Genomic DNA, 20,999 nt, shown 5'->3' with positions numbered 1-20,999 from the left:
TCGGGATTTCAGGGGATGGCGCTGAAACCGTACAGGCGCGCTGGATTGTCGACCAGGATGCGGTCCATGGCCTCGTCCGTGCCCGCCCAGGCCTGCAGCAGATCGACCAGATCGGCATCGTCGACGGAGCCCGGCGCCTCGGTGGTGTGCGGCCAGTCGCTGCCCCAGACCAGGCGCTCGGGTGCGGCGCGCACCAGGTCGCGGCCCAGCGGCAGCATGTCGGCATAGGAGGGGCCGCCCACCGATGAACGCATATAGGCGCCGGAGAGCTTGACCCAGGTGTTGCCGCCATCGAGCAGCCGGCGCAGCGCGGCATGGGCCGCGCCCTCCACGCCCTGCATGCCCGCGGCCGGGTCGATGCGACCCAGGTGGTCCACGACCAGGGGCACGGGCAGCGCGCCCAGCACGGGCTCCAGCGCCACCAGCTGTTCGGGCTGCACGAAGACCTGCACATGCCAGCCCAGCCGTGCGACCCGGTGCGCCAGCGTGACCAGCATGTGGGCCGTGGTCTCGCCCCAGGACTGCGGCGAGACAAAGTTCACGCGCAGCCCGCAGACGCGGTGCGTGGCCAGCCGGTCCAGCTCGGCATCGGCCACATCGTGGGCGACCACGGCCACGCCGCGCGCATCATCGCCCAGGCGCTCCAGCGCATCCAGCGTGCAGGCGTTGTCCGTGCCATAGGTCGAGGGCGTGACCACCACGGCGCGCGAGGTGCCCAGGCGCCGCTGCAGTTGGCGGTACATGGCCACGTCGGCCTGCGGAGGCGTGCGCGGCCAGTGCGGCGACGGCGCAAAGCGCGCATCGAAGATGTGCATGTGGCTGTCGCAAGCCAGGGGCGGCAGCGTGCGCGCAGGCCTGCTCGTGCCGGCCGAGTGCGGCACGGCCATGGCGATGTCGGTCATGCCCATGCGCTCAGTCCAGCACGATGGCGCCCTTGCGCACCACCTCGCCCCACTTGGCGTCTTCCTTCTGGAGGAAGGCGGCGAACTCGGCCGGCGTCGATGCCATGGGCTGGGCGCCCAGGTCGCTCAGGCGCTGGCGCACCTCGGCTTCCTGCAGCACCTCGGACAGCGCCTGGTGCAGGCGCGCGGCCACGGGCTCGGGCGTGCCCGTGGGCAGGAAGATGCCGTTCCACTCATAGGCCTCGTAGCCGGGAATCACGGTCTCGGACACGGTGGGCACATCGGGCAGGCGCGCCGAGCGCTGGGGCGCCGCCACGGCCAGGGCGCGCAGCTTGCCGCCCGTGACCAGCGGATAGGTGGCCGCCATGGTGCCGAACATGAAGTCCACCTGCCCGCCCATCACATCGGCAATGGCCGGCCCGCCGCTCTTGTAGGGCACATGGACCATGTCCAGCTCCAGCCGCTGGCGAAACAGCTCGGCCGCCAGGCGCTGCACCGTGCCGCTGCCGCCCGAGGCGAAGTTGATCTTGCCCGGCTGCGCCTTGGCCCTGGCCGCCAGGTCGGCCACGCTGCGCACGGGCGAGTCGGCCTTCACCACGACCACATTGGGCATGAGCAGCACCAGCGACAGCGGCTGCAGCGCGCTGCGCGCATAGGGCAGCTTGGCAAACAGATGCGGGTTGATGGAAAACGGCGTGGCGTCGTAGAGCACCGTGTAGCCGTCGGCGCGCGCCTTGGCCACCTGGCTGGCGCCAATGGTGCCGCTGGCCCCGGGCCGGTTGTCCACGATGATGCTGGTGCCCAGCCGCGCGCCCATGCGCGTGGCCAGCAGGCGCGCGGCCGCGTCGGCGCCGCCGCCGGGCGCATAGGGCACGACCAGGGTGATGGGACGCTCGGGAAAGGCGGCCTGGGCCACGGCGGCGGCCAGGGCGCAGGCCGCGATCAGGGTTCTGGCAAGGAATTTCATGGCTTGTCTCCAGATTTTTTAGAGGGGGCGGCGGCCGAATCAATCCGCCTTCAGGTTCAGTTCGCGGGCGATCTGCGCATAGGAGGCCGCTTCGCTGGCCACGCGCTGCGCGAAGGCGCTGCCGCAGCTGGACTCGGCATCCATGCCCAGGCCGTGCAGCTTGTCCGCGGCCGATGCACTCTTGGCAAACTCCACGGCCACGCGCTCCAGCGCCTGGGCCGCGCCGTCGGGAATGCCCGCCGGCGCGAGCACGCCGTACCAGACATCGGCCGAGTAGTCGCCGCCACCCGCTTCGGCAAAGGTGGGCACCTGGGGCAGCAGGGACGCGCGTCTGGGCGAAGCCACGGCCAGCGCCGTGAGCTTGCCGCTGCGCACCTGGGGCAGCACCGAGCCCAGCGTGGCGAAGGAGCTGTCGAGCTGGCCGCCCATGAGATCCGTGACCACGGGCGCCGCGCCCTTGTAGGGCACGTGGTTGAGCTTCAGGCCCTTGGCCCGCGCAAACATCTCGGTGGCGAAATGGCCCGAACTGCCCATGCCCGCCGTGCCGGCCGTGACGCTGCCGGGCCGGCTGCGTGCCTGGTCCATGTAATCCTGCAGGTTGCGCGCCGGCATGCCCGGCCCCACGACCAGCACCGTGGGGCTGCTGGCCACCGTGCACAGCGGCCGGAACGAGCGCACCACGTCGAACTTCACGCGGCCCTGGTACAGCGCCGGGATCATGCTGTGGTTGGTGGCGCCGAACAGCAGCGTATAGCCATCGGCCGGCGCGCCAGCCACGGCCTGCGCGGCCAGTATGGTGTTGGCCCCGGGCTTGTTGTCCACCACGAAGGGCTGGCCCAGCGCCTTGCCCGCATGGTCGGCAAAGGCGCGCGCCACCACGTCGGTGGGGCCGCCCGCCGCAAAGCCCACGACCAGCCGCACGGGCTTGGCCGGATAGTCCTTCTGCGCCAGCGCGGGCTGGGCGCCCAGCACGGCCAGCCCCACGGCGGCCAGCAGGCCGCCGCGCAAGGCCAGGCGGCGGACCTCTTGGAAATTCCTCGACATCGCTTGTCTCCTCAAATCACATGCATGCACATGCATGGGCCAAGGGCGCGCACGGCGCCCCTGCCCTGGCTCAGGCGCCGGCCGCCGCAGGCACGCGGGCCAGCACCTCCAGCACATTGCGGGCCGCGCCCACGCCCATGTTCACGTAGGCATCGCCGGTCACGCCGCCGATATGGGGGCTGAGCACGAAGTTCCTTTCGCCCTGGAACGGGTGGCCGGCCACCATGGGCTCCACCGCAAAGCTGTCCAGCCCTGCGGCCGCCACCTGGCCCGAGCGCACGGCGGCCAGCAGCGCGGCCTCGTCGATCAGGCCGCCGCGTGCGGTGTTGACCACGATCACGCCGCGCTTGCAGGCCGCCAGCGTGGAGGCGCCGAGCATGCCCCGGTTTTCCTCGGTCAGCGGGCAGTGCAGCGAAATCGCGTCGGACTCGCGCCAGATGGTTTCCAGGTCCACGGGCTGCACGCAGGCGGGCAGGTTCTTTGCGAAGGGATCGAAGCCGATCACGCGCATGCCCAGCGCATCGGCCATGCGCGCAAAGCGCAGGCCGATGGCGCCCAGCCCCACCAGGCCCACGGTGCGCCCGCCCAGCTCCAGGCTCTTGTGCGTGGCCTTGTCCCAGTGGCCTGCGTGCATGCGGGCGTTCAGCGCCACCACCGACTTGGCGCAGGCCAGCAGCAGGGCCAGTGCCTGCTCGGCCACGGCCGCCGCGTTGGCGCCAGCCGCAGCCACCACGGCAATGCCGCGTTCGGCGGCGGCCGCCTTGTCGATGGTGTCCGTGCCGCTGCCGTGCTTGGAGATCACGCGCAGCGAGGGCGCCGCGTCCATCACGGCCGCGCCCACCTTGCCGTAGCGCACGATGATGGCCACGGGATCATGGGCGCGGCACAGCGCGACCAGGTCCTCTTCGGTGGGCGTCTTGCCCGCATAGACGATGTCGTGCCGGGCCAGCAGGTCCAGGGCCTGTGGCGCCAGATCGGCGCCGGTGACGATGATGGTGCTCACAGCGATTCCCCTTCCTTGAGCACGCCGGCCGCGCGCAGGGCCGCGGGCAGCCACTTCGATGCCGTGTCGCCGCGCGCAATGGCCTCGATGCGGGCGGCCTCGTCGGCCACCTTCTTCACGGCCAGCTCCAGCATGGCGGGTGCCTTGGCGCGCTCGATGACGACCACGCCATCGGCATCGCCCACCACCAGGTCGCCCGGGTGAACCGTCGTGCCACCAGCGCAGATGGCGTGGTTGATGCGGCCCGGCACGAACTTGGTCGGGCCTGCGGGATTGAAGCCTGCGCTGAACACGGGGAAGTCCAGCTCCAGCAGCTCCAGGCGGTCGCGGATGGCGCCGTCCACGATGACGCCGGCCAGGCCCAGCTTCTTGCAGGCGCTGAGCATCAGCGTGCCCATCAGCGCGGCGGTCTGGTCGCCCTTGCCGTCGATGACCAGCACGTCGCCGGGCCGGGCCAGCGCGATGGCGGCGTGGATCATGAGGTTGTCGCCGGGACGCACCTCGACGGTGAAGGCCGGGCCGGCCACTTTCATGCCCTGGTGCACGGGCGCCACGCGCGAATGCATGGTGCCGCGGCGGCCCGCCACGTCGGCCAGGATGGCGGCCTGAAAGCCGGCTGCGCGCTGCACGACTTGGGCGTCCACGCGCTCTATGTCACGGATGATTTCTGGGAGTTGGCTCATGATGGTCCAGTGAGATGAGGTGAAGGAAAACAGAAAGATGTGCGCGCGTCAGTCGGCCTTGATGCCGGCCTCGCGGATGAGTTGGGCCCACTTGGCGGAGTCGGATTTCTGCAGCTCGCCCAATTGCCGTGGCGTACCGCCGACCAGGGTCACGCCCAGCCGCTCGGCCAGTGCCACGACGGCCGGGTCCCTGAGCGCCAGGCCGATCTCCTGGTTCAGCCGCTGCACGATGGCGGCCGGCGTCCTGGCCGGCGCAAAGACGGCCTGCCACTGCTCGACCACGAAGTCGCCGATGCCGGCCTCGGCCATGGTGGGCACGTCAGGCAGGGCCTTCAGGCGCGCCGCCGAGGTCACGGCCAGCGCGCGCAGCTTGCCGCCCTGCACATGGGGCAGCGCGGCGGCCACGGGGGCGAACATGAACTGCACCTGCCCCGCCAGCGTGTCCTGCAGCGCGGGCGTGTCGCCCTTGTAGGGCGCATGGATGAAGCGCACGCCGCCCTTTCTTTGCAGCAGCTCGCCCTGCATCTGCAAGATGGTTCCGCTGCCGCCGGAGGCAAAGGCCAGCTGGCCTGGCTGCGCCTTGGCGGCGGCCAGCAGATCGGCCACCGACTGGAAGGGCTGGGCCGCGCCCACCACCAGCAAATGGGGAATGGTGCCGATGGTGATGACGGGCTCGAAGCCCGCAATCGGGTCATAGGGCAGCTTGCCCATGAGGTGGGGCGCGATCGCCTGCGGACCGATGGAGGTGCCCAGCAGCGTGTGGCCGTCCGGCGCCGCCTTGGCCACGTAGGCCGCGCCGATGGTGCCCGTGGCGCCCGCGCGGTTGTCCACGATCACGGTGCTGCCCAGGGCCTTGCCCAGGTGCAGTGCCACCTGGCGGCCCAGCACATCGGTGCTGCCGCCGGGCGGATAGGGCACGACCCAGGTGATGAGCTTGCCTGCCGGCCATGCGGGCTGCGCGTGGACGGCGGCGCTGCACAGCGGCCCCAGCAGGGCGGCGCCCCCTGCGGCCAGCAGGGTGCGGCGCGTGGGATGGAAGGTGTTCATGGTTTGTCTCCTGCTTGTGTGCAATGCAATGGCGGCGCTGCGGTCTCGAAGCCGTACAGCGCCCGGGGGTTGTCCACCAGCACGCGCCGCAGCGTGGCGGCACCGCCGGCATGGGCGGTCCAGTCGGCCAGGCGGTCGATCTGGCGGGCGTCATCAGGCAGGGGCTGCATGCCTGCCGAGGCGCTGACATGCGGCCAGTCGCTGCCCCAGAGCACACGCTCGGGCGCGCAGCGCAGATAGCTGGCGGCCAGGGCGTCCAGCGCCGGGTCTTCGACCGACTGCAGCGCGCTGACGATGTAGCCGCCGGACAACTTGACCCAGGCCCTGCCGCCCTCCAGCAGCTCCAGCAGCAGCGCATGGCCCGCATGGCGCCCCGCCTGCTCGGGGGCAATGCGGCCGAAGTGGTCGAACACCAGCGGCACCGGCAATTGCCGCAGCACGCCGGCCAGCGACGCCAGCAGGTCCGGCGCCATCAGCAGTTGCAGATGCCAGCCCAGCGGCGCGATGCGGCGGGCCAGCGGCACCAGCAGCTCGGCCGTGCCCGTCACGCCCAGCGACAGGTTCAGCCGCACGCCGCGCACGCCCAGGCCGTGCAGGCGCTGCAGCTGGTCATCGCTTTCGCTGCCATCGATCACGGCCACGCCCCGCGCCTGCGGGCCGAGGGCGGCCAGCCCGTCCAACATGCAGCGGTTGTCGCTGCCGTAGGTGGACGGCGTGACCAGCACGCAGCGCGCGGTGCCCAGGCGCCGCTGCAGCGCGCGGTAGTCGCCGGCCGAGGCGTCGGGCGGCAGCAGCCGCGCGCCCGGGGCTGCCGGGTAGCGGCCGTCATAGACATGCACATGGCAGTCGCAGGCATCCGGGGGCAGCACGGCACGGGGCCGGGCGCTGCCCTGCGAGAAACGGACGGGCACGGCAAGGCTGTCGCAGTCCATGGCGAGATCTCGATGGAGGAAAGGAAGGGAGGTGGGAGCGAGAAGGAAGCGAAAGGGCTGGCGCCCCTGCCCCGGGCTCAGTCCAGGCTGGCGCCCGAGTCCTTGACGATGCGTGCCCAGCGCGGCACCTCGGCGCGCAGCAGCGCGGCGAACTTCTCGGACGAGCCGCCCAGCACCTCGCCGCCTTCGGAGCGCAGCTTCTCGGCCACCTCGGGCACGAGCAGCGCGTCGTTGATGGCCTTGTTCAACTGCTGCACGATGGCCTGCGGCGTGCCAGCCGGCGCCAGCACCCCGAACCAGGTGACGGCCTCGAAGTCCTGGTAGCCGGACTCGGCCAGCGTGGGCGTCTGCGGCAGCTGGGCGGAGCGCTTGAGCGAGGTGACCATCACCGCGCGCAGCTTGCCGTTGCGCACCTGGCCCAGCAGCGTGGGCACGGCGGACATGTAGAAATCGATCTGCCCGCCCACCAGGTCGGTCATGGCCTGGGCTGCGCCCTTGTAGGGCACATGGCGCAGCTTGATGCCGGCCGCGTTCTCGGCCAGTTCGCCGGCCAGGTGCGCCACCGTGCCGTTGCCCGGGTAGCCCAGCGTGAGGCCGTCGGGCTTGGCCTTGGCGGCCTTGACCAGGTCGGCAAAGGTCTTGTAGGGCGAGTTGGCCGGCGCGGCCATGACGATGGGCGCGGAAGCCACCAGCGCCACGGGCACCAGATCCTTCAGCGGGTCATAGGGCAGCTTGGCGTACAGCGAGGGGTTGATGGCCAGGTTGCTGGTCTGGCCCATGACCAGGGTATGGCCGTCCGGCGCGGCCTTGGCCACGGCGTCCACGCCCAGGTTGCCGCCGGCCCCGGGCCGGTTGTCCACCACCACGGTCCACTTGTTGTGGTCCGCCAGCCGCTGGGCCACGGTGCGCGCGATCATGTCCGTGCCGCCACCGGGCGGAAACGGCACGACCAGGCGGATGGGCTTGCGGGGATAGGCGTCCTGGGCCTGGGCAGCGCCCATGGGCACGATGGCGGCAACGCCGACCAGGACGGCAAGAAGGCGTGCGTTGAGGCAACGCGAAAGCGAGGGAATCGGCATGGCGGTTTGTCTCCGTTTGTTGTGTCCAACGCCCGCATGGCTGCGGTGCGTGGGACGAACTTTATGAAAACGTTTCAACCCATACAATGCCGTTTCATACAGCGCAACCAATTGCATACCTTGCACCATGAACAAGCCCCCCAGCACCCCTTCCCCGGCGCAGCCACCCGATGACAAGGCCAGCGCGGCCAAGGACGGCGGCGTCATCGCCGTCACGCGTGCCTTGCAGCTGCTTGGCGCCTTCGCCCTCGGGGAGTCGCACCTGTCCCTGGCGGAACTGAGCCGGCGCTGCGCGCTGCACAAGACCACGGTGCTGCGGCTGGCGCGCACGCTGGCGCAGTCGGGCTTCATGGTGCAAAGGGACGATGGGGACTGGCGCCTGGGCCCGGCCGCTGGCTGGCTGGGTGCGCGCTACCAGGCGGGCTTCGATGTGCAGAACGTGCTGGAGCCCGCGCTGCGCGCGCTCACGCAGGCCAGCGGCGAGAGCGCGGCCTTCTATGTGCGCGAAGGCAATGTGCGCACCTGCCTCGTGCGCGTGGAAGGGCCGCAGGCCCTGCGCCACCATGCGCGCATGGGCGAGGGGCTGCCGCTGGACCAGGGCTCGCCGGGGCGCGTGATCCTGGCGTTTTCAGGCGAGCCGGGGCCGGTGTACGAGCAGATCCGCCAGCGCGGCTACCACTGGTCCATCGGCGAGCGCGAACAGGGCGTGGCCACGGTGTCGGCGCCGGTGTTCGGCATGCACTGGCGGCTGATGGGGTCGGTGTGCATTTCCGGGCCGGCATCGCGCCTGCCCGAGGCCCGGCTGGAAGCCATGGCGCAGACGGTGGTGGCGGCGGCCAACCAGCTGTCCTATGCGCTGGCGGGCAGCGCCAGCACACAGGCCCCCGTGGTGCGCGCCAGCCAGTGGCATCCCTGAGACCACCTTCCGGGGCGACGCCCCGAAGGTGGATGGCCGCTTACTGCAGCGCGCCCATGGGCAGGGCGATGGGCTTGCCGTTGAGCGTGACCTGGCCGGCCTGCATCTTGAGCGCGCTGACCAGCTTGTCGCCTTCCAGGCGGGCATAGCCCGTGGCCTGGGCCATGCCCAGCATGCCTTCCACATCCTCGGCCGAGACATCGGGCTTGCCCGATGCCTTGATCAGCGGCTCCAGCCAGGCCTTGGGCAGGCTGGCATTGGCCTGCAGTGCCGAGGTCTTGAGCAGCGCCGGCATCCAGCCGGCCTGGGCGACCTGCTCCTGCGTGGGCGCGCTTTGCACTTCGGCGCCGTACTCCAGATGGCCGGTCTGGCCCTGGTAGGTGGCCTGCAGCTTCATGGAGTAGGCCGGCAGGGCCGCCACCAGGCGCGGGGCGTTCTGCATCAGCACGCCCATGCCCTGCTCTTCCAGCGATTCCAGCGCCTTGGCCAGGCCCTCCTTGCGGTAGCCCTCGACCATGACGCGCTGGAAGCCGCGCAGCGCCTCGATGTCCAGGCGCTGGATCTTTTCCTCGTAGCCCACGGACTCGAAATCGATGGGGCCGATACGGCCCGTGCCCTTGACCTGGGTGGTCATGCCCAGCGTGGTCTTGTCGGACTCGATGACCGAGCTGCCGTCCACGTTCTTGAGGTCCAGCAGCGTCTTGGCCTCGCCGCCTTCGGCGGGCGTGCTGCTCATGCCGAAGCGGGCGATGCGCACGCTGGCCTTGCCGGGGCCCAGGCCCCACAGGCCGTCGATGACCTTGTTCTCGAAGCTGCTTTCCAGGCCCGTGAGCACGATGCTGGTGCGCTCCACCGGCGCTGCGGCCGGCTGGGCGGCGATGGCCTCGTCGTTGTCGGATTCCTCCTCCTCGCCCTCTTCCTCTTCCACGCCCATGGACTTGTCGCGGCTGGGCAGGCCCAGCAGGGCCACCTCGGGCCAGCGCCAGGTGCCCTTGACGCTGCCACCGCCCAGGGCCGTATCCAGCACCATTTCCTGCCAGCGCATGGTGACTTCGTTGTCGCCCATCTCGCCTGCAGGCAGCAGCAGGCGCACATCCTGGCCGCCCGTGAAGTGGTGCACGCCGGTCAGCGTGGGAGCGACAGCCTTGGCCAGGGTCTGGCGGCTCTTTTCGTCCAGGCCGTCGAGCGCAAAGCGCGTCTCCGACACCGCTGCCGCCAGGCGGCCACCGGCCAGCGGGCCGTGGCGCACCGTGGTGTCCACCACCAGGCGCACGGGCTTGGGGGCGGCTTCTGCGCCGGCGTCTGCCGCGGCGGGCGCATCGGCCTCGCCAGCCGCAGGCCACTGCAGCACCAGCTTGGCCTGGGACGACAGGAATCCCTTGTGGTATTCGTCGGTCACGACGGCCTTCTCGCCCAGCACCTTGCGCAATTCGGCCACGGCATCCTTGTAGCCGGACTCGGCCCTTTGGCCCGTATACCAGGTGGTTCCTCCATAGGCCACGACGGCCAATGCCACGGCAGCAGCCACTGCGGTTTTCTTGTTGCTCATTGTGAATATCCCGTGATGAATAAGACCCTCCCCCTCGGGCGGGCCGCGCGACTGTATCAGTTCGGCGTTTCACCATGCATCGGCAATGGGCTGCGCATTGGCCCGCCTGCACCTTGTGCGGTGGTCCCCTATGGGCGCAAGGCGTTGCCCAGCCCTTGCCAGGCCTTGTCTCCAGCGGCTTTCAAGGATTGGGACCTGGGCATTGCATGCTGGCAGCAGGCATGCGGTTTTTTCAATTGCTTACCTTTTCCGGACACGATTGGCATACCAATTGAATCCATGGAGAACGCTATGTCTCCCCAGATATGGTGCGAATGCACCTTTGCCCTCTTTGCCCTTTTTTGCCGGCTTGCCTGAATGCAGTCCCGAAAGCCAGCAATGACCGCACTCACCCGGCCTGCAACAGAAATGGCAGGGCCGCGTCCAGCAGTGCGTCGGGCGCCTCCTCGGCAATGTAGTGCCCGCAGGCCAGCGGCCGGCCGCGCACATCGTCGGCCACGAGCTGCCACTCGCGCAGCGGATCGAAGCAGCGGTGCACCACGCCCTCCTCGCCCCAGAGCACCAGCAGCGGCATGGACAGCCTGCGCCCCAGCCGGCGGTCCTCGCGGTCATGGTCCAGGTCGATGCCGGCCGAGGCGCGGTAGTCCTCGCACATGCCGTGCGCGCTGCCCGGCAGCGCCAGGCAGCGCTGGTACTCGGCCAGCGCCCGGGGATCGAAGGGCGCCAGGCCGGCGCTGCGCCGGCCCATGATCTCGCGCACATAGGCGGCGGGGTCGGCCTCGATCAGGCGCTCGGGCAGCGGCGCGGGCTGGATCAGGAAGAACCAGTGCCAGTAGGCGCGCGCAAAGGCCTCGCCGGTCTGCTCGTACATGGCCAGCGTGGGCGCAATGTCCAGCAGCACCAGACGCTGCACGCTGGCGGGATAGTCCATGGCCAGCCGGTGCGCCACGCGCGCGCCCCGGTCATGCGCCAGTACGCTGAAATGCTCATGGCCCAGCCGCGCCATCAGGCGCAGCAGGTCGCGGGCCATGGTGCGCTTGCTGTAGTTGACATGCTCGGGGTCGCCGGCCGGGCGCGAGGAGTCGCCATAGCCGCGCAGGTCGGCCAGCACCACGGTGAACTGCTGCGCCAGCCGGGGCGCGACGCGGTGCCAGATGGCGCTGGTCTGCGGGTGGCCGTGCACCAGCAGCAGGGCCGGCCCCTGGCCGCCCACCCAGGCGTTGATCTCCACCCCGTCATCGACCGTGATGCGCTGCTGGCGCAGGCCCGGCATCCATGGATCTGTGTGCATCCCGGAGATTCCTTCTACGTTGTTCATGACTGTCAGCCTGCCATGCTAATCAGTAAACCAGGCTGCATAAATAGCAAAATATTGCATTGATCCATCAGTTCAATTTACGAATCAACCATCCACCGCATCCACCATGGACGGCTTTTCCGACCTGCGTTTCTTCTCGCTGCTGATCCGCGAAGGCAGCCTGGCCGCTGCGGCCCAGCAGATGGGCGTGACGCCGCCCGCCGTCAGCCGCCGCCTGTCCCTGCTGGAGCGGCGCCTTGGCGTGCGCCTGCTGCAGCGCACGACACGGCGCATCCACCTGACGCCCGAGGGCGAAGCCTACCTGCTGGACGGCGCGCGCATCCTGGCCGACCTGGAGGCGCTGGAGCGCAGCATCTCGGGCACGCGCGCCACGGCGCGCGGCCCGCTGTCCATTGCCTGCACACTGGGCTTTGGCCGCCAGCGGCTGGCGCCCGCGCTGTCGGCCTTTGCGCGCGCCTATCCAGAGGTGCAAGTGCAGCTGCACCTGACGGACAGGCCCGTCAACCTGGTCGAGCAGGGCTTTGACGCCGTGGTGCGCTTTGGCGCCCTGCCCGACTCCGGCCTCACCGCCCGCCTGCTGCTGCCCAACCGCCGCGTGCTGTGCGCCGCGCCCTCCTACCTCAACGCCCATGGCGAGCCGCGCCAGCCTGCGGACCTGCAGGCCCACCGCTGCATCGTGATCCGCGAGAGCGACGAAACCTATGGCAGCTGGCGCCTGAGCCGCCGCACGCGCCAGAGCCTGAGCGAGCACAACATCAAGGTCAACGGCGTGATGAGCACCAACGATGGCGCTGCAGCCCTGACCTGGGCACTGGACGGCCACGGCATCCTGCAGCGCTCGCTGTGGGACGTGGCCGCGCCGCTGGCCGCAGGCGCCCTGCGCGAGGTCCTGCCCCAATGGCAGCTGCCTGCGGCCGACATCTACCTGGTGCACGCCACGCGCAGCGAGATGTCGGCCCGGATCCGCGCGCTCACCGGCTTTCTGGGCGACTGGTTTGCACAACGACCTGAGCCGGAGATGGCGCCCGCCTGAGCCCGGGCGCAATCTGCAACCTCGGCGGCAGGCAGGCTGTCATGCGCGTTCACCCCGCGCAGCGCAGGCCATGCGAACATGGACCGCAACGACAACCACCACACCCAGGAGACAAGACACATGGCCACCGCCCGCTACCCCCAGCCCGAACTGTCCAGCCTGCCCGAGGACATCCGCACCCGCATCCTTGAAGTGCAGGAAAAGGCCGGTTTCATCCCCAACGTCTTCCTGGCCTTTGCGCGCCGCCCCGCCGAATGGCGCGCCTTCTTCGCCTACCACGATGCCCTCATGCTCAAGGAAGAAGGCAGCCTGACCAAGGGCGAGCGCGAGATGATCGTCACCACCACCAGCGCGGCCAACCAGTGCCTGTACTGCGTGGTGGCCCACGGCGCCATCCTGCGCATCTACGAAAAGCAGCCCTACGTGGCCGACCAGGTGGCCGTCAACTACCGCAAGGCCGACATCAGCGCCCGCCAGCGCGCCATGCTGGACTTCGCCATGAAGGTCTGCGAACGCAGCCATGAAATCTGCGAGGCCGACTTCGAGGCGCTGTACCCGCATGGCTTCGACGACGAGGACATCTGGGACATCGCCGCCATCACCGCCTTCTTCGGCCTGTCCAACCGCATGGCCAGCTTTGCCGGCATGCAGCCCAATCCCGAGTTCTTCCTCATGGGGCGCGTGCCGCGCGAGAAGAAATAAGGCGTCAGAGTGGGACGGCTTCATGGAAAATCCAATCCCGTAGCCTCCAATGATCCTAGGAATAATCTGAAAATAAGCTGAGAGATATTCTGGAAAAATACCGATCAAAGGTCATGATTCGGTGCGCTTTTCAAGATGGACGCTTGGCTATTTTCTTTTCTTGACAGTCATTAACACGGGATTCCTGATGTAGCGCATTAGCTGGATTCCCGCACTCCGGCTTAAAAAGAACCGTTCGAAGCCACCCTGCCGCCCAAGGGGGCTCTCTTGCCGGCCTCCCTGAGAATGCACAGCATGGCCCTGCAGCCAGCCAAGAGCAGAACCAACTGCCCGAGCCGCGCGTGCGCACCTGTCCAGTTTCTTCAGGGAGAACCCATGAATCCGGCAATAAAGGCAATTGCGGGCAGCTTGGCGCTGCTGATGACAATGGCGGCATGGCCCGTCCATTCCCAGGAAGTCATTCCCGACTTCTACAAAGATCCGGGAATTCAACCCAATCGCAGCTATGTGAACCAGGGATTCGGTGAATTCATTGATCCATTCACCGGTGCACTGCAACTGCATTACGTGGATATCCACCTGCCCGGCAATGGCGGCTTCGACCTGAAAGTAGTACGTTCGTACAACAGCACATCGGTAGAGCCCACGAATCCGGCGCTACATGAATCGCTGGCGGGCGTGGGCTGGAACATCCATTTTGGAAGGGTGCTCAAGTCCCGCGAAACCAGTATTTGCTTCAACAAGAACACCCAGACCATCGCTGACAACCCCGTGCTGGAGCTGCCTGACGGCAGCCGCCAGCTCCTGGCTTTCACAGGCACGACCGCACCACTGCTGATCACCACGCAGCGTTGGCGCGCCGACTGCATCACCAGCGGCGCGGGTGGGCTGGCCGTCACATCACCCGACGGCACGCGCTACGACATGAACCAACTGGTCAATCTGGGTGGCGGCCCCTATCCCACATATGCCTGGTTGACGAGCCGCATCACGGACCGCAACGGCAACTACGCCACCATCCAGTACGCGGCGGCCGCCTCGCCGCAGATATCCAGAGTGGTCACAAGCGATGGTCGCTCAGTCCAGTTTTTCTATGCGGACAGCGGTATGGCGAGCCGGAGGATCACCGCCATCAGCGCGGCAGGCCAGACCTACCACTACGCCTATCAGGGCATCTCAAACGTCAGGGACAAATTCCAGCTCGGCTCCGTCACCCGGCCCGACGGTCTGCGCTGGATCTATGACTACAACGGGAACCTCAACAACACCCCCGGCAGCCACATCATGCGGCGCCTGACCTACCCTCAGGGGGGCTCCATCGGCTATCAATACGGTTTCGTCCACTTCGACACCCAGGCCAATCCCGCCAGCCGCTCTACCGTGGTCACGGCCAAGTCCACAAGCACGGGAGGCAACTGGTCCTTCAGCTACGCGCCCGGACGCCCCGGCGCACACGACGTAACCACCGTCAACACCCCCTCAGGCACCGTGACCTACCGGCACATAGGGCCCAATTACTCTAGCTCGGGCAGCGTATGGATGGTGGGCCTGCTGGCCTCCAAAAGCCTGGGTAGCAGCCAGACCGAGACCTACACCTGGGGCAAGCAGAAGATATCGAGCGAGAACAACTTCCGTCCCGGCGCCTTCGCTACCAAGGTCGATATCGGTGAATTCAACGCCCCGCTTCTTGCAGAGCGCACCATCACCCGAGACAATGCCAGCTATACGACCCGCTACAGCAACTTCGACACCTATGGCAATCCTGGCACGATCTCCGAATACGGCCCATCGAGCGGCAACCGCACCACCAGCCTGAGCTACTACATCAACCCGTCCAAATGGATAGTGCGCCAGGTGCAAAGCGAAAGCCATGCGGGCGGCAGCATATCGCGCAGCTTCGACGGCAATGGCAACATGACCTCCATCACCCGCGATGGCATCCAGACCCGCCACGCGTATGACGGCCAAGGCAACCTGAGCGCCACCACCTTCCCGCGAGGGCTGACACACTACTACGGTGGCTACAGGCGGGGAATAGCCCAATCGGAATCGCAGCCCGAGGGCATTTCCATCTCGCGGACGGTCAGCGATGCGGGCAACGTCACTTACGAGACCCGGGGTGACGGCAGTACCTGGACCTATGGCTATGACGGTCTCAACCGCATCATCTCCGTCGGCTATCCCACAGGCAACAGCGTCCAGATCAGCCATGGCACCACCACGCGCACCGTCAGCCGGGGAGCGCTCACCCAGACCACCAGCTTCAACGGCTTCGGTCAGCCCGTGTCCGTCAACCATGGCGGCATCGTGCGAAGTTTCAGCGTCGACGCGCTGGGCCGCAGAACCTTTGAATCCGACCCGGGCACCAGCGCAGGAACCGCCTACCGGCACGACATCCTGGACCGCGTCATCTCCATACGCCATGCGGATGGCAGCACGCAGGGCATAGGCTACGGCCCCGCCACACGCGCCGTGGTGGACGAACGCGGTCTGACAACCACCTACAGCTACCGCGCCTACGGCGACCCCGACCAGCCGCTGCTGATGGCCATCTCCACACCGGAGCCGTCCACCAACCTGTCCATCGGCCGCAATGCCAGGGGACTGGTGACCTCAGTCACGCAAGCGGGCATCACACGAAGCTACGGCTACAACGGCAGCTACCAACTGACATCCATCACACACCCAGAGACCGGCACCACAAGCCTGGGCCGCGATGCCGCAGGCAACATGATTTCAAGGATCACAGGGACCGTAGGCACCATCCAATACCGATACGACGGGCACAACCGCCTGCAGTCCATCAGCTACCCCGGCTCCACCCCGGACGCCACGTACAGCTACGACAGGGCCCACCGCCTGCTGAGCACGGCCACATCCGAAGCCACACGTCGCTTCACCTACGACCGCAACGGCAACCTCACGCGGGAGGAGTTGGCTGCAGGTGGCTTCAATTGGAATGCTGGCTACAGCTACAGCGGCAATGACCAATTGGCATCCATCACCTACCCACTGTCTGGCTCCACCGTCAGCTACACACTGGACAGTCTGGGCAGACCCACGGCCATGCCCGGCTACATCAGCAGCGTCAGCTACTGGCCGTCCCGCCAGATCCAGCGCATCGCCTATGCCAACGGAGTGCAGTCCGAATATGGCCAGAACGAAAGGCTGCTTCCCGCCTCGTTCGCCACCTCGCGCCAGGGCAGCTATTTCCACCGATCCATCCTGACCTATGACCGCACGGGCAATCTCACCAGCGTGAGGGATACGGCCGATGCGGACTATGACCGTACCTTCGGCTATGACGGCGTGCACAGACTGGTATCCATGGGCACCTCCAGGGGGCGCGGAAGCATCAGCTACAGCGGCTCCGGCAACATTACCCGCCAGAGCCTGGGCAGCGAACTGATCGACTACCGCTACGACAGCCGCCACCGCCTGTCCTCCATCACCGTCAATGGCGGCCCGACCAACCACTTCACCTACGACACGGCGGGTAACTTCATCCAGAGCAGCCAGAAGTCCTACACCTACAACGCCGTCCCCAACCTGCTGTGCGCCGACTGCTGGGGCAATTCCCCCATCCGTTATGCCTACGACGGCGACCAGAAACGCACCCACACCACCAAGGCAGGCGTCACCACCTACGAGTTCCATGGTGTGCACGGCAACCTGCTCGCGGAATACGGCTCCGGCCAGCTCACCGAATACATCTACCTCAACGGCAAGCGCATTGCACAGAAAGTGAGCGCCCGATGAAGAACGCCATCCGCCAATCCTGCCGGCGCCTGCTGGCAGTTGCCGCGCTGCTTCTGGCAGCCCTGCTGACCACGCCCGGTGCGCTGGCCCAGGCCACCGTCACCTACTTCCACAACGACGCTGCAGGCACGCCCTGGCTGGCCACCAACCAATCCGGCGCCGTACTCTGGAAGGAAAACTACCTGCCCTATGGCTACCGCCAGAAGGTGGAGCCGGCCAGCGCGGACAACACGCTGTGGTTCGCTGGCAGGCCCTACGACCCCGATACGGGCATGACCTACATGGGCGCGCGGTACTACATGCCGCTGCTGGGCCGGTTCACGGGCATGGACCCCAAGGAGATGAATCCCGAGCAGATCCACAGCTTCAACCGCTACGCCTACGCCAACAACAACCCGAACAAATACCTGGACCCGGACGGCAAGCTTGCGGAAACCGTCTGGGACGCGTTCAATATTTCTATCGGCTTCCAGAGTCTGGTCAGCAATGTCCGGGAGGGGAACTGGAGCGGGGCTGCGGTAGATGCGGCAGGTATCGCGATTGATGGGGTTGCGGCGGCAATACCTGTAGTGCCTGGAGGGGTTGGGGCAAGTATTGCGGCGTATCGTTCGATAGATTCCGCCAAAGATGGCACCTTAATATATAGATCTGCCTCTGGAACGCCAAATAGTATGACCCCGAGGACTGTTGACTTGCAGGGCCTATCCGCCACCAATAGTATTGAAAAATCTCTACCCGGAAAAATTCAAGTCATCAACACGGCAAAATTTAAAAACCTATGTGCAGTTTGTGACAATCCTCAGACGGGCCATGTCTCCATTAAGCCGATAGACATGAATCAAATGCAAGGATGGATTGACAGTCGAGGCAGCAACAGCATGCATCCGCTAACTCAAGAATTACTTGATTCTGTGGAAGGAGTTATGCGCAAATGAATCACATACTTCATTTGGAAATAAAGACATTTTGGAAGGAAATTCAATATTTTCTTTCAAAATTCAATGCCGACATAAACAGATCAGTTAACAACGTTATTTCAAATATATCGTGTAACTCAAACGAATCATTGCCATTGAACGGATATCTAGCTTTGGCACGAAGCATTGACAGCAATGAATTAGCAATAGTTATTAATGTACATTTAATAGACGATACATTAAATATCACATCAGATGCATGCATGGAAGACGGCAGAATCATTAACAAAGGTCCTTCAGCTCAATTACCAGCAAGCACATTCTCCATGGATAACATAGTGGTTTCCAATTGGCTTCACGAATTTTCATCGTTTCTAGATAATGAAAAAGAAAATATAACGACAGAGTTGCTTCATGGATAATAATTTACAACCATTCATTAACAGATAAATATTTTCATTGATTTGAATTCGGGGAATTTTCGAAATATGATGAAATAGAATGTCAAATATAATTAGCAAATTATCCATCAAAAATGAGAAAATCACACCAACAAAAATAGTATTAGAGCCTATACCATAATACTACATACTACAATCAGGCCAACGTGCCGTAGTTCATGCTATATTTGAAACCAATACAGAAAATCAGAATTTTACCATCGCACCCAATGAGGATTTTCTTGTCATTTACACGCCTGGAGAAATATCAGGTTTTGTAGACTGCTTCGTCATGCATGAAGGTGTGATATTGAAACCTGACGGAAGTTAAGTAAAATTAAGAACCGCAGTGTCTCATATTATAGAATTTCTAATTTTCAGCAGAACTTTTAATAAAAATTGATGGCTTGACAGAATATTTATAGAAGACTGGGAGTGTTTTTAAGCAGCACCTTGGTGATAAGTAAAATGCTGTTTTATAAAAAATTTCAACAAGATTGCAGAGTCTGGCCAGCAATGTCCGGGATGGGAACTGGAGCGGGGCCGCGGTGGATGCGGCGGGTGTCGCGATGGTTAGGGTTGCGGCGGCGATACCTGTGGTGCCTCCTGGAGGGGTTGGGGTGAGTATTGCGGCCTATCGTTCGATAGAGCAAGCTCGGCTCCAAGCGACACATCGTTGTAGATACCAGAGGCGTCCCGCTGGCGATCTTGGTCAGCGGCGCGAACCGGCACGACGACAAGGTGTTCGAGAGGTGCGTGCACGCGATTCCTGCGATTGCAGGCTTGCCAGCGCATCCCCGCAAAAGACCAGCCAAGCTGCACGCCGACAAGGGCTATGACTACAAGCGTTGCCGTGCGCATTTGAGACAACGGGGTATTGCCAGACGAGGCGTTGAGACCAGCGAGCGGCCGGGCAAGCACCGATGGATGGTGGAGCGGACGAACGGATGGTTTGCAGGCTTGGGCAATCTGCGAATCCGCTTTGAACGACGGTTGGACATCCACGAAGCGCTGCTGAAATTGGCGGCGTCGATCGTCTGTGCGCGCTTCGTGGATATGTGATGCCGACAACTTTAGAGTGGCTAACACCACTTCGTCACAGGCCCCCGCAGAGCAGTTATGCTCGCTGCCCTCATGGCACGACGACCTGTAAGCAAAGAACTGTGGCGACAGCTACAACCCCTCATCCCTGCCTTCGTACCTTCCGCCAAAGGCGGTGCGCGCAAGCTCGCAGTCAGCGATGAAGCCGCCCTCAACGGCATCCTGTTTGTGTTGCAAACAGGCATTCCGTGGGAAGACCTTCCCCAATCCCTTGGGTACGGCAGCGGCATGACTTGCTGGCGCCGCCTGCGCGACTGGAACGCTGCTGGTGTCTGGGAGCAGCTGCACCAGGCCATGTTGACTCGCTTGCGTGAACATGACCAGATTGATTGGAGCCGGGCTAGCATTGATGGCTCCTCGGTACCAAGCCCCCGGGGGGCCAGGAAACGGGCCCCAACCCCACGGACAGAGGCAAGCTCGGCTCCAAGCGGCACATCGTCGTAGATGCCAGAGGCATCCCGCTGGTGATCTTGGTCAGCGGCGCGAACCGGCACGACTCCAAGATGTTCGAGAGGTGCGTGGACGCGATTCCTGCGATTGCAGGCTTGGGAGGGCGCCCCCGCAAAAGACCATCGAAGTTGCACGCCGACAAGGGCTATGACTACAAGCGTTGCCGTGCGCACTTGAGACAACGGGGCATCGCCAGCCGCATTGCCAGGCGAGGCGTTGAGAGTAGCGAGCGACTGGGCAAGCATCGCTGGGTGGTGGAGCGGACCCATGGATGGTTTGCAGGCTTTGGCAAGTTGCGAATCCGCTTTGAAAGACGACTGGATATCCACGAAGCGCTGCTAAAACTGGCAGCGGCGATCATCTGTGCACGCTTCGTGGATCGGTGGTGTTAGCCACTCTTAAGCCACCTATTGGCCGCACCGGAATTTACCGATGCTTTAAATAGGAATTTTTTGAGACCAAAATTATAAGCAATCAATGAATATTGGCTTAATCAAAGCATTATCACGTATACAGCGTATTTGATGTTTCTATACCGTCAATCAACATACCAGCTTATTGCTCCGCGAAATACCTTTTGCGCCAGCACGGCTCCATTGCCAGTCTGAATATCTACCTGAGCGTATTGACCAGTTGTATTGGCTGCGAAATTTGCTCCGTGAGGAGGCTGCAAGGGGACGCCGAACTGAGGTCCTTGGTTGAGGTTGACCAAGAAGTCCACATGCCCTAAACATACCACTGCTTGGGTGGAGTCGTCTCGAACAGAAACCTGCGCGCATGGAGCATTCCAGAAATGAACACCCGGCTCATGAGTAACTATCTTTACAGACGCGCCATTTTTTGCTGCTGTTCGGAGTGCTTGTAGCGAGCCCACTGTTGCATTTCCATTTACGTCATGGGCATAAATCAAATTCCAGGCGTGCGAAGTGCTCGCAACGAGAATCATCGCAGCAGCAGAAATGCATTTTTTAATTAACATTTGATTCCTTTATTTAAAAAGCGGAATTTATTCTAACCAAGATCTATGGCGATGATTTGATAAAAAGCCCTAGCAAAATGACTCAATTAAAGGTTTATCTAGAAATAAATTAAGACCAATCTGATTGCAGAGAGCAATCAGCAATCCAAAAAGACATCCACCCTCAACAATAGGCTGT

At 64.4% G+C, this 20,999-nt stretch carries 19 protein-coding genes and 1 pseudogene; 9 read left to right on the top strand and 11 right to left on the bottom strand.

What is annotated here, in order from left to right:
• Positions 1-8: 8 nt before the first annotated feature.
• From U6958_RS14550 to U6958_RS14515, 8 genes are all read right to left on the bottom strand, one after another.
• Positions 9-908, bottom strand: coding sequence for an amidohydrolase (locus tag U6958_RS14550; RefSeq protein WP_034366660.1), 900 nt, complete (start codon positions 906-908; stop codon positions 9-11).
• A gap of 4 nt (positions 909-912) precedes the next feature.
• Entirely contained in the window at positions 913-1,869 is a 957-nt protein-coding gene (locus U6958_RS14545) for a tripartite tricarboxylate transporter substrate binding protein (RefSeq protein ID WP_016446265.1), read from the bottom strand.
• A 39-nt stretch (positions 1,870-1,908) separates the two neighbouring features.
• Positions 1,909-2,913, bottom strand: coding sequence for a tripartite tricarboxylate transporter substrate binding protein (locus tag U6958_RS14540; protein ID WP_070080455.1), 1,005 nt, complete (start codon positions 2,911-2,913; stop codon positions 1,909-1,911).
• 70 nt (positions 2,914-2,983) lie between these two features.
• Positions 2,984-3,916, bottom strand: a complete 933-nt coding sequence (locus tag U6958_RS14535; protein WP_074921350.1) for an NAD(P)-dependent oxidoreductase — start codon at positions 3,914-3,916, stop codon at positions 2,984-2,986.
• A complete protein-coding gene (locus U6958_RS14530) occupies positions 3,913-4,599 on the bottom strand; it encodes a hypothetical protein (protein WP_016451551.1) in 687 nt (228 codons plus the stop codon). The genes U6958_RS14535 and U6958_RS14530 overlap by 4 nt, the downstream gene beginning before the upstream one ends.
• A gap of 48 nt (positions 4,600-4,647) precedes the next feature.
• The gene (locus tag U6958_RS14525; protein ID WP_074921351.1) at positions 4,648-5,646 is read right to left on the bottom strand and encodes a tripartite tricarboxylate transporter substrate binding protein; all 999 of its coding nucleotides are present in this window, start codon (positions 5,644-5,646) and stop codon (positions 4,648-4,650) included.
• A complete protein-coding gene (locus tag U6958_RS14520) occupies positions 5,643-6,578 on the bottom strand; it encodes an amidohydrolase (RefSeq protein WP_074921352.1) in 936 nt (311 codons plus the stop codon). The genes U6958_RS14525 and U6958_RS14520 overlap by 4 nt, the downstream gene beginning before the upstream one ends.
• Before the next feature lie 77 nt (positions 6,579-6,655).
• Positions 6,656-7,657 (bottom strand): tripartite tricarboxylate transporter substrate binding protein, encoded by a 1,002-nt coding sequence (locus U6958_RS14515; RefSeq protein WP_016451549.1) that lies wholly within the window; start codon positions 7,655-7,657, stop codon positions 6,656-6,658.
• A 127-nt stretch (positions 7,658-7,784) separates the two neighbouring features.
• Between U6958_RS14515 and U6958_RS14510 the strand changes: the two genes are divergently transcribed.
• Entirely contained in the window at positions 7,785-8,573 is a 789-nt protein-coding gene (locus tag U6958_RS14510) for an IclR family transcriptional regulator (RefSeq protein WP_016451548.1), read from the top strand.
• A 40-nt stretch (positions 8,574-8,613) separates the two neighbouring features.
• Here the strand turns inward: U6958_RS14510 and U6958_RS14505 are convergent, their stop codons facing one another.
• The gene (locus tag U6958_RS14505) at positions 8,614-10,122 is read right to left on the bottom strand and encodes a YdgA family protein (RefSeq protein WP_074921353.1); all 1,509 of its coding nucleotides are present in this window, start codon (positions 10,120-10,122) and stop codon (positions 8,614-8,616) included.
• Between the two features lie 15 nt (positions 10,123-10,137).
• Here U6958_RS14505 and U6958_RS14500 point away from each other — a divergent pair, with 15 nt between their 5' ends.
• Positions 10,138-10,479, top strand: a complete 342-nt coding sequence (locus tag U6958_RS14500) for a hypothetical protein (RefSeq protein ID WP_143044513.1) — start codon at positions 10,138-10,140, stop codon at positions 10,477-10,479.
• A gap of 31 nt (positions 10,480-10,510) precedes the next feature.
• Here U6958_RS14500 and U6958_RS14495 read toward each other — a convergent pair whose 3' ends face one another.
• Positions 10,511-11,413 (bottom strand): alpha/beta fold hydrolase, encoded by a 903-nt coding sequence (locus U6958_RS14495; protein WP_016451547.1) that lies wholly within the window; start codon positions 11,411-11,413, stop codon positions 10,511-10,513.
• A 133-nt stretch (positions 11,414-11,546) separates the two neighbouring features.
• Here U6958_RS14495 and U6958_RS14490 point away from each other — a divergent pair, with 133 nt between their 5' ends.
• The 7 genes and pseudogenes from U6958_RS14490 (at position 11,547) to U6958_RS14460 (ending at position 20,234) form a co-directional block, all read left to right on the top strand.
• A complete protein-coding gene (locus U6958_RS14490; RefSeq protein WP_074921354.1) occupies positions 11,547-12,473 on the top strand; it encodes a LysR family transcriptional regulator in 927 nt (308 codons plus the stop codon).
• 120 nt (positions 12,474-12,593) lie between these two features.
• Positions 12,594-13,175: a peroxidase-related enzyme gene (locus tag U6958_RS14485; protein WP_013801997.1), complete on the top strand. Its 582-nt coding sequence runs from the start codon at positions 12,594-12,596 to the stop codon at positions 13,173-13,175.
• 375 nt (positions 13,176-13,550) lie between these two features.
• Positions 13,551-16,934: a DUF6531 domain-containing protein gene (locus U6958_RS14480; protein WP_208607044.1), complete on the top strand. Its 3,384-nt coding sequence runs from the start codon at positions 13,551-13,553 to the stop codon at positions 16,932-16,934.
• Positions 16,931-17,869: an RHS repeat domain-containing protein gene (locus U6958_RS14475; RefSeq protein WP_143044514.1), complete on the top strand. Its 939-nt coding sequence runs from the start codon at positions 16,931-16,933 to the stop codon at positions 17,867-17,869. The genes U6958_RS14480 and U6958_RS14475 overlap by 4 nt, the downstream gene beginning before the upstream one ends.
• Entirely contained in the window at positions 17,866-18,273 is a 408-nt protein-coding gene (locus U6958_RS14470) for a hypothetical protein (protein ID WP_143044515.1), read from the top strand. Before U6958_RS14475 ends, U6958_RS14470 begins: the two co-directional genes overlap by 4 nt.
• 669 nt (positions 18,274-18,942) lie before the next feature.
• Positions 18,943-19,353: pseudogene (locus U6958_RS14465) on the top strand (transposase); the annotation flags it as partial.
• Positions 19,354-19,425: 72 nt separating this feature from the next.
• Positions 19,426-20,234, top strand: a protein-coding gene (locus U6958_RS14460; RefSeq protein ID WP_156815040.1) for an IS5 family transposase whose coding sequence is annotated in 2 segments (ribosomal slippage) — positions 19,426-19,756 and positions 19,756-20,234 — 810 coding nt in all. Because the reading frame shifts where the segments join, the coding sequence is not laid out codon by codon here.
• Positions 20,235-20,380: 146 nt separating this feature from the next.
• Here U6958_RS14460 and U6958_RS14455 read toward each other — a convergent pair.
• Entirely contained in the window at positions 20,381-20,821 is a 441-nt protein-coding gene (locus tag U6958_RS14455; protein ID WP_139093439.1) for a hypothetical protein, read from the bottom strand.
• Positions 20,822-20,999: the final 178 nt, after the last annotated feature.

It is taken from the genome of Delftia lacustris (assembly GCF_040267515.1).
Classification (GTDB): domain Bacteria; phylum Pseudomonadota; class Gammaproteobacteria; order Burkholderiales; family Burkholderiaceae_C; genus Comamonas; species Comamonas tsuruhatensis.
The sequence above is the reverse complement of the archived record's forward strand: the minus strand, read 5'-3'. Positions and strand labels throughout refer to the sequence as shown.

What these genes read in the sequence shown, in the direction of transcription:
- U6958_RS14475 (WP_143044514.1), top strand. Translation starts at nt 16,931, where the DNA reads ATGAAGAACGCCATCCGCCAATCCTGCCGGCGCCTGCTGGCAGTTGCC.
- U6958_RS14455 (WP_139093439.1), bottom strand. Translation starts at nt 20,821, where the DNA reads ATGTTAATTAAAAAATGCATTTCTGCTGCTGCGATGATTCTCGTTGCG.
- U6958_RS14510 (WP_016451548.1), top strand. Translation starts at nt 7,785, where the DNA reads ATGAACAAGCCCCCCAGCACCCCTTCCCCGGCGCAGCCACCCGATGAC.
- U6958_RS14540 (WP_070080455.1), bottom strand. Translation starts at nt 2,913, where the DNA reads ATGTCGAGGAATTTCCAAGAGGTCCGCCGCCTGGCCTTGCGCGGCGGC.
- U6958_RS14490 (WP_074921354.1), top strand. Translation starts at nt 11,547, where the DNA reads ATGGACGGCTTTTCCGACCTGCGTTTCTTCTCGCTGCTGATCCGCGAA.
- U6958_RS14550 (WP_034366660.1), bottom strand. Translation starts at nt 908, where the DNA reads ATGGGCATGACCGACATCGCCATGGCCGTGCCGCACTCGGCCGGCACG.
- U6958_RS14530 (WP_016451551.1), bottom strand. Translation starts at nt 4,599, where the DNA reads ATGAGCCAACTCCCAGAAATCATCCGTGACATAGAGCGCGTGGACGCC.
- U6958_RS14520 (WP_074921352.1), bottom strand. Translation starts at nt 6,578, where the DNA reads ATGGACTGCGACAGCCTTGCCGTGCCCGTCCGTTTCTCGCAGGGCAGC.
- U6958_RS14495 (WP_016451547.1), bottom strand. Translation starts at nt 11,413, where the DNA reads ATGCACACAGATCCATGGATGCCGGGCCTGCGCCAGCAGCGCATCACG.
- U6958_RS14545 (WP_016446265.1), bottom strand. Translation starts at nt 1,869, where the DNA reads ATGAAATTCCTTGCCAGAACCCTGATCGCGGCCTGCGCCCTGGCCGCC.
- U6958_RS14470 (WP_143044515.1), top strand. Translation starts at nt 17,866, where the DNA reads ATGAATCACATACTTCATTTGGAAATAAAGACATTTTGGAAGGAAATT.
- U6958_RS14500 (WP_143044513.1), top strand. Translation starts at nt 10,138, where the DNA reads ATGAATAAGACCCTCCCCCTCGGGCGGGCCGCGCGACTGTATCAGTTC.
- U6958_RS14525 (WP_074921351.1), bottom strand. Translation starts at nt 5,646, where the DNA reads ATGAACACCTTCCATCCCACGCGCCGCACCCTGCTGGCCGCAGGGGGC.
- U6958_RS14480 (WP_208607044.1), top strand. Translation starts at nt 13,551, where the DNA reads ATGAATCCGGCAATAAAGGCAATTGCGGGCAGCTTGGCGCTGCTGATG.
- U6958_RS14485 (WP_013801997.1), top strand. Translation starts at nt 12,594, where the DNA reads ATGGCCACCGCCCGCTACCCCCAGCCCGAACTGTCCAGCCTGCCCGAG.
- U6958_RS14515 (WP_016451549.1), bottom strand. Translation starts at nt 7,657, where the DNA reads ATGCCGATTCCCTCGCTTTCGCGTTGCCTCAACGCACGCCTTCTTGCC.
- U6958_RS14505 (WP_074921353.1), bottom strand. Translation starts at nt 10,122, where the DNA reads ATGAGCAACAAGAAAACCGCAGTGGCTGCTGCCGTGGCATTGGCCGTC.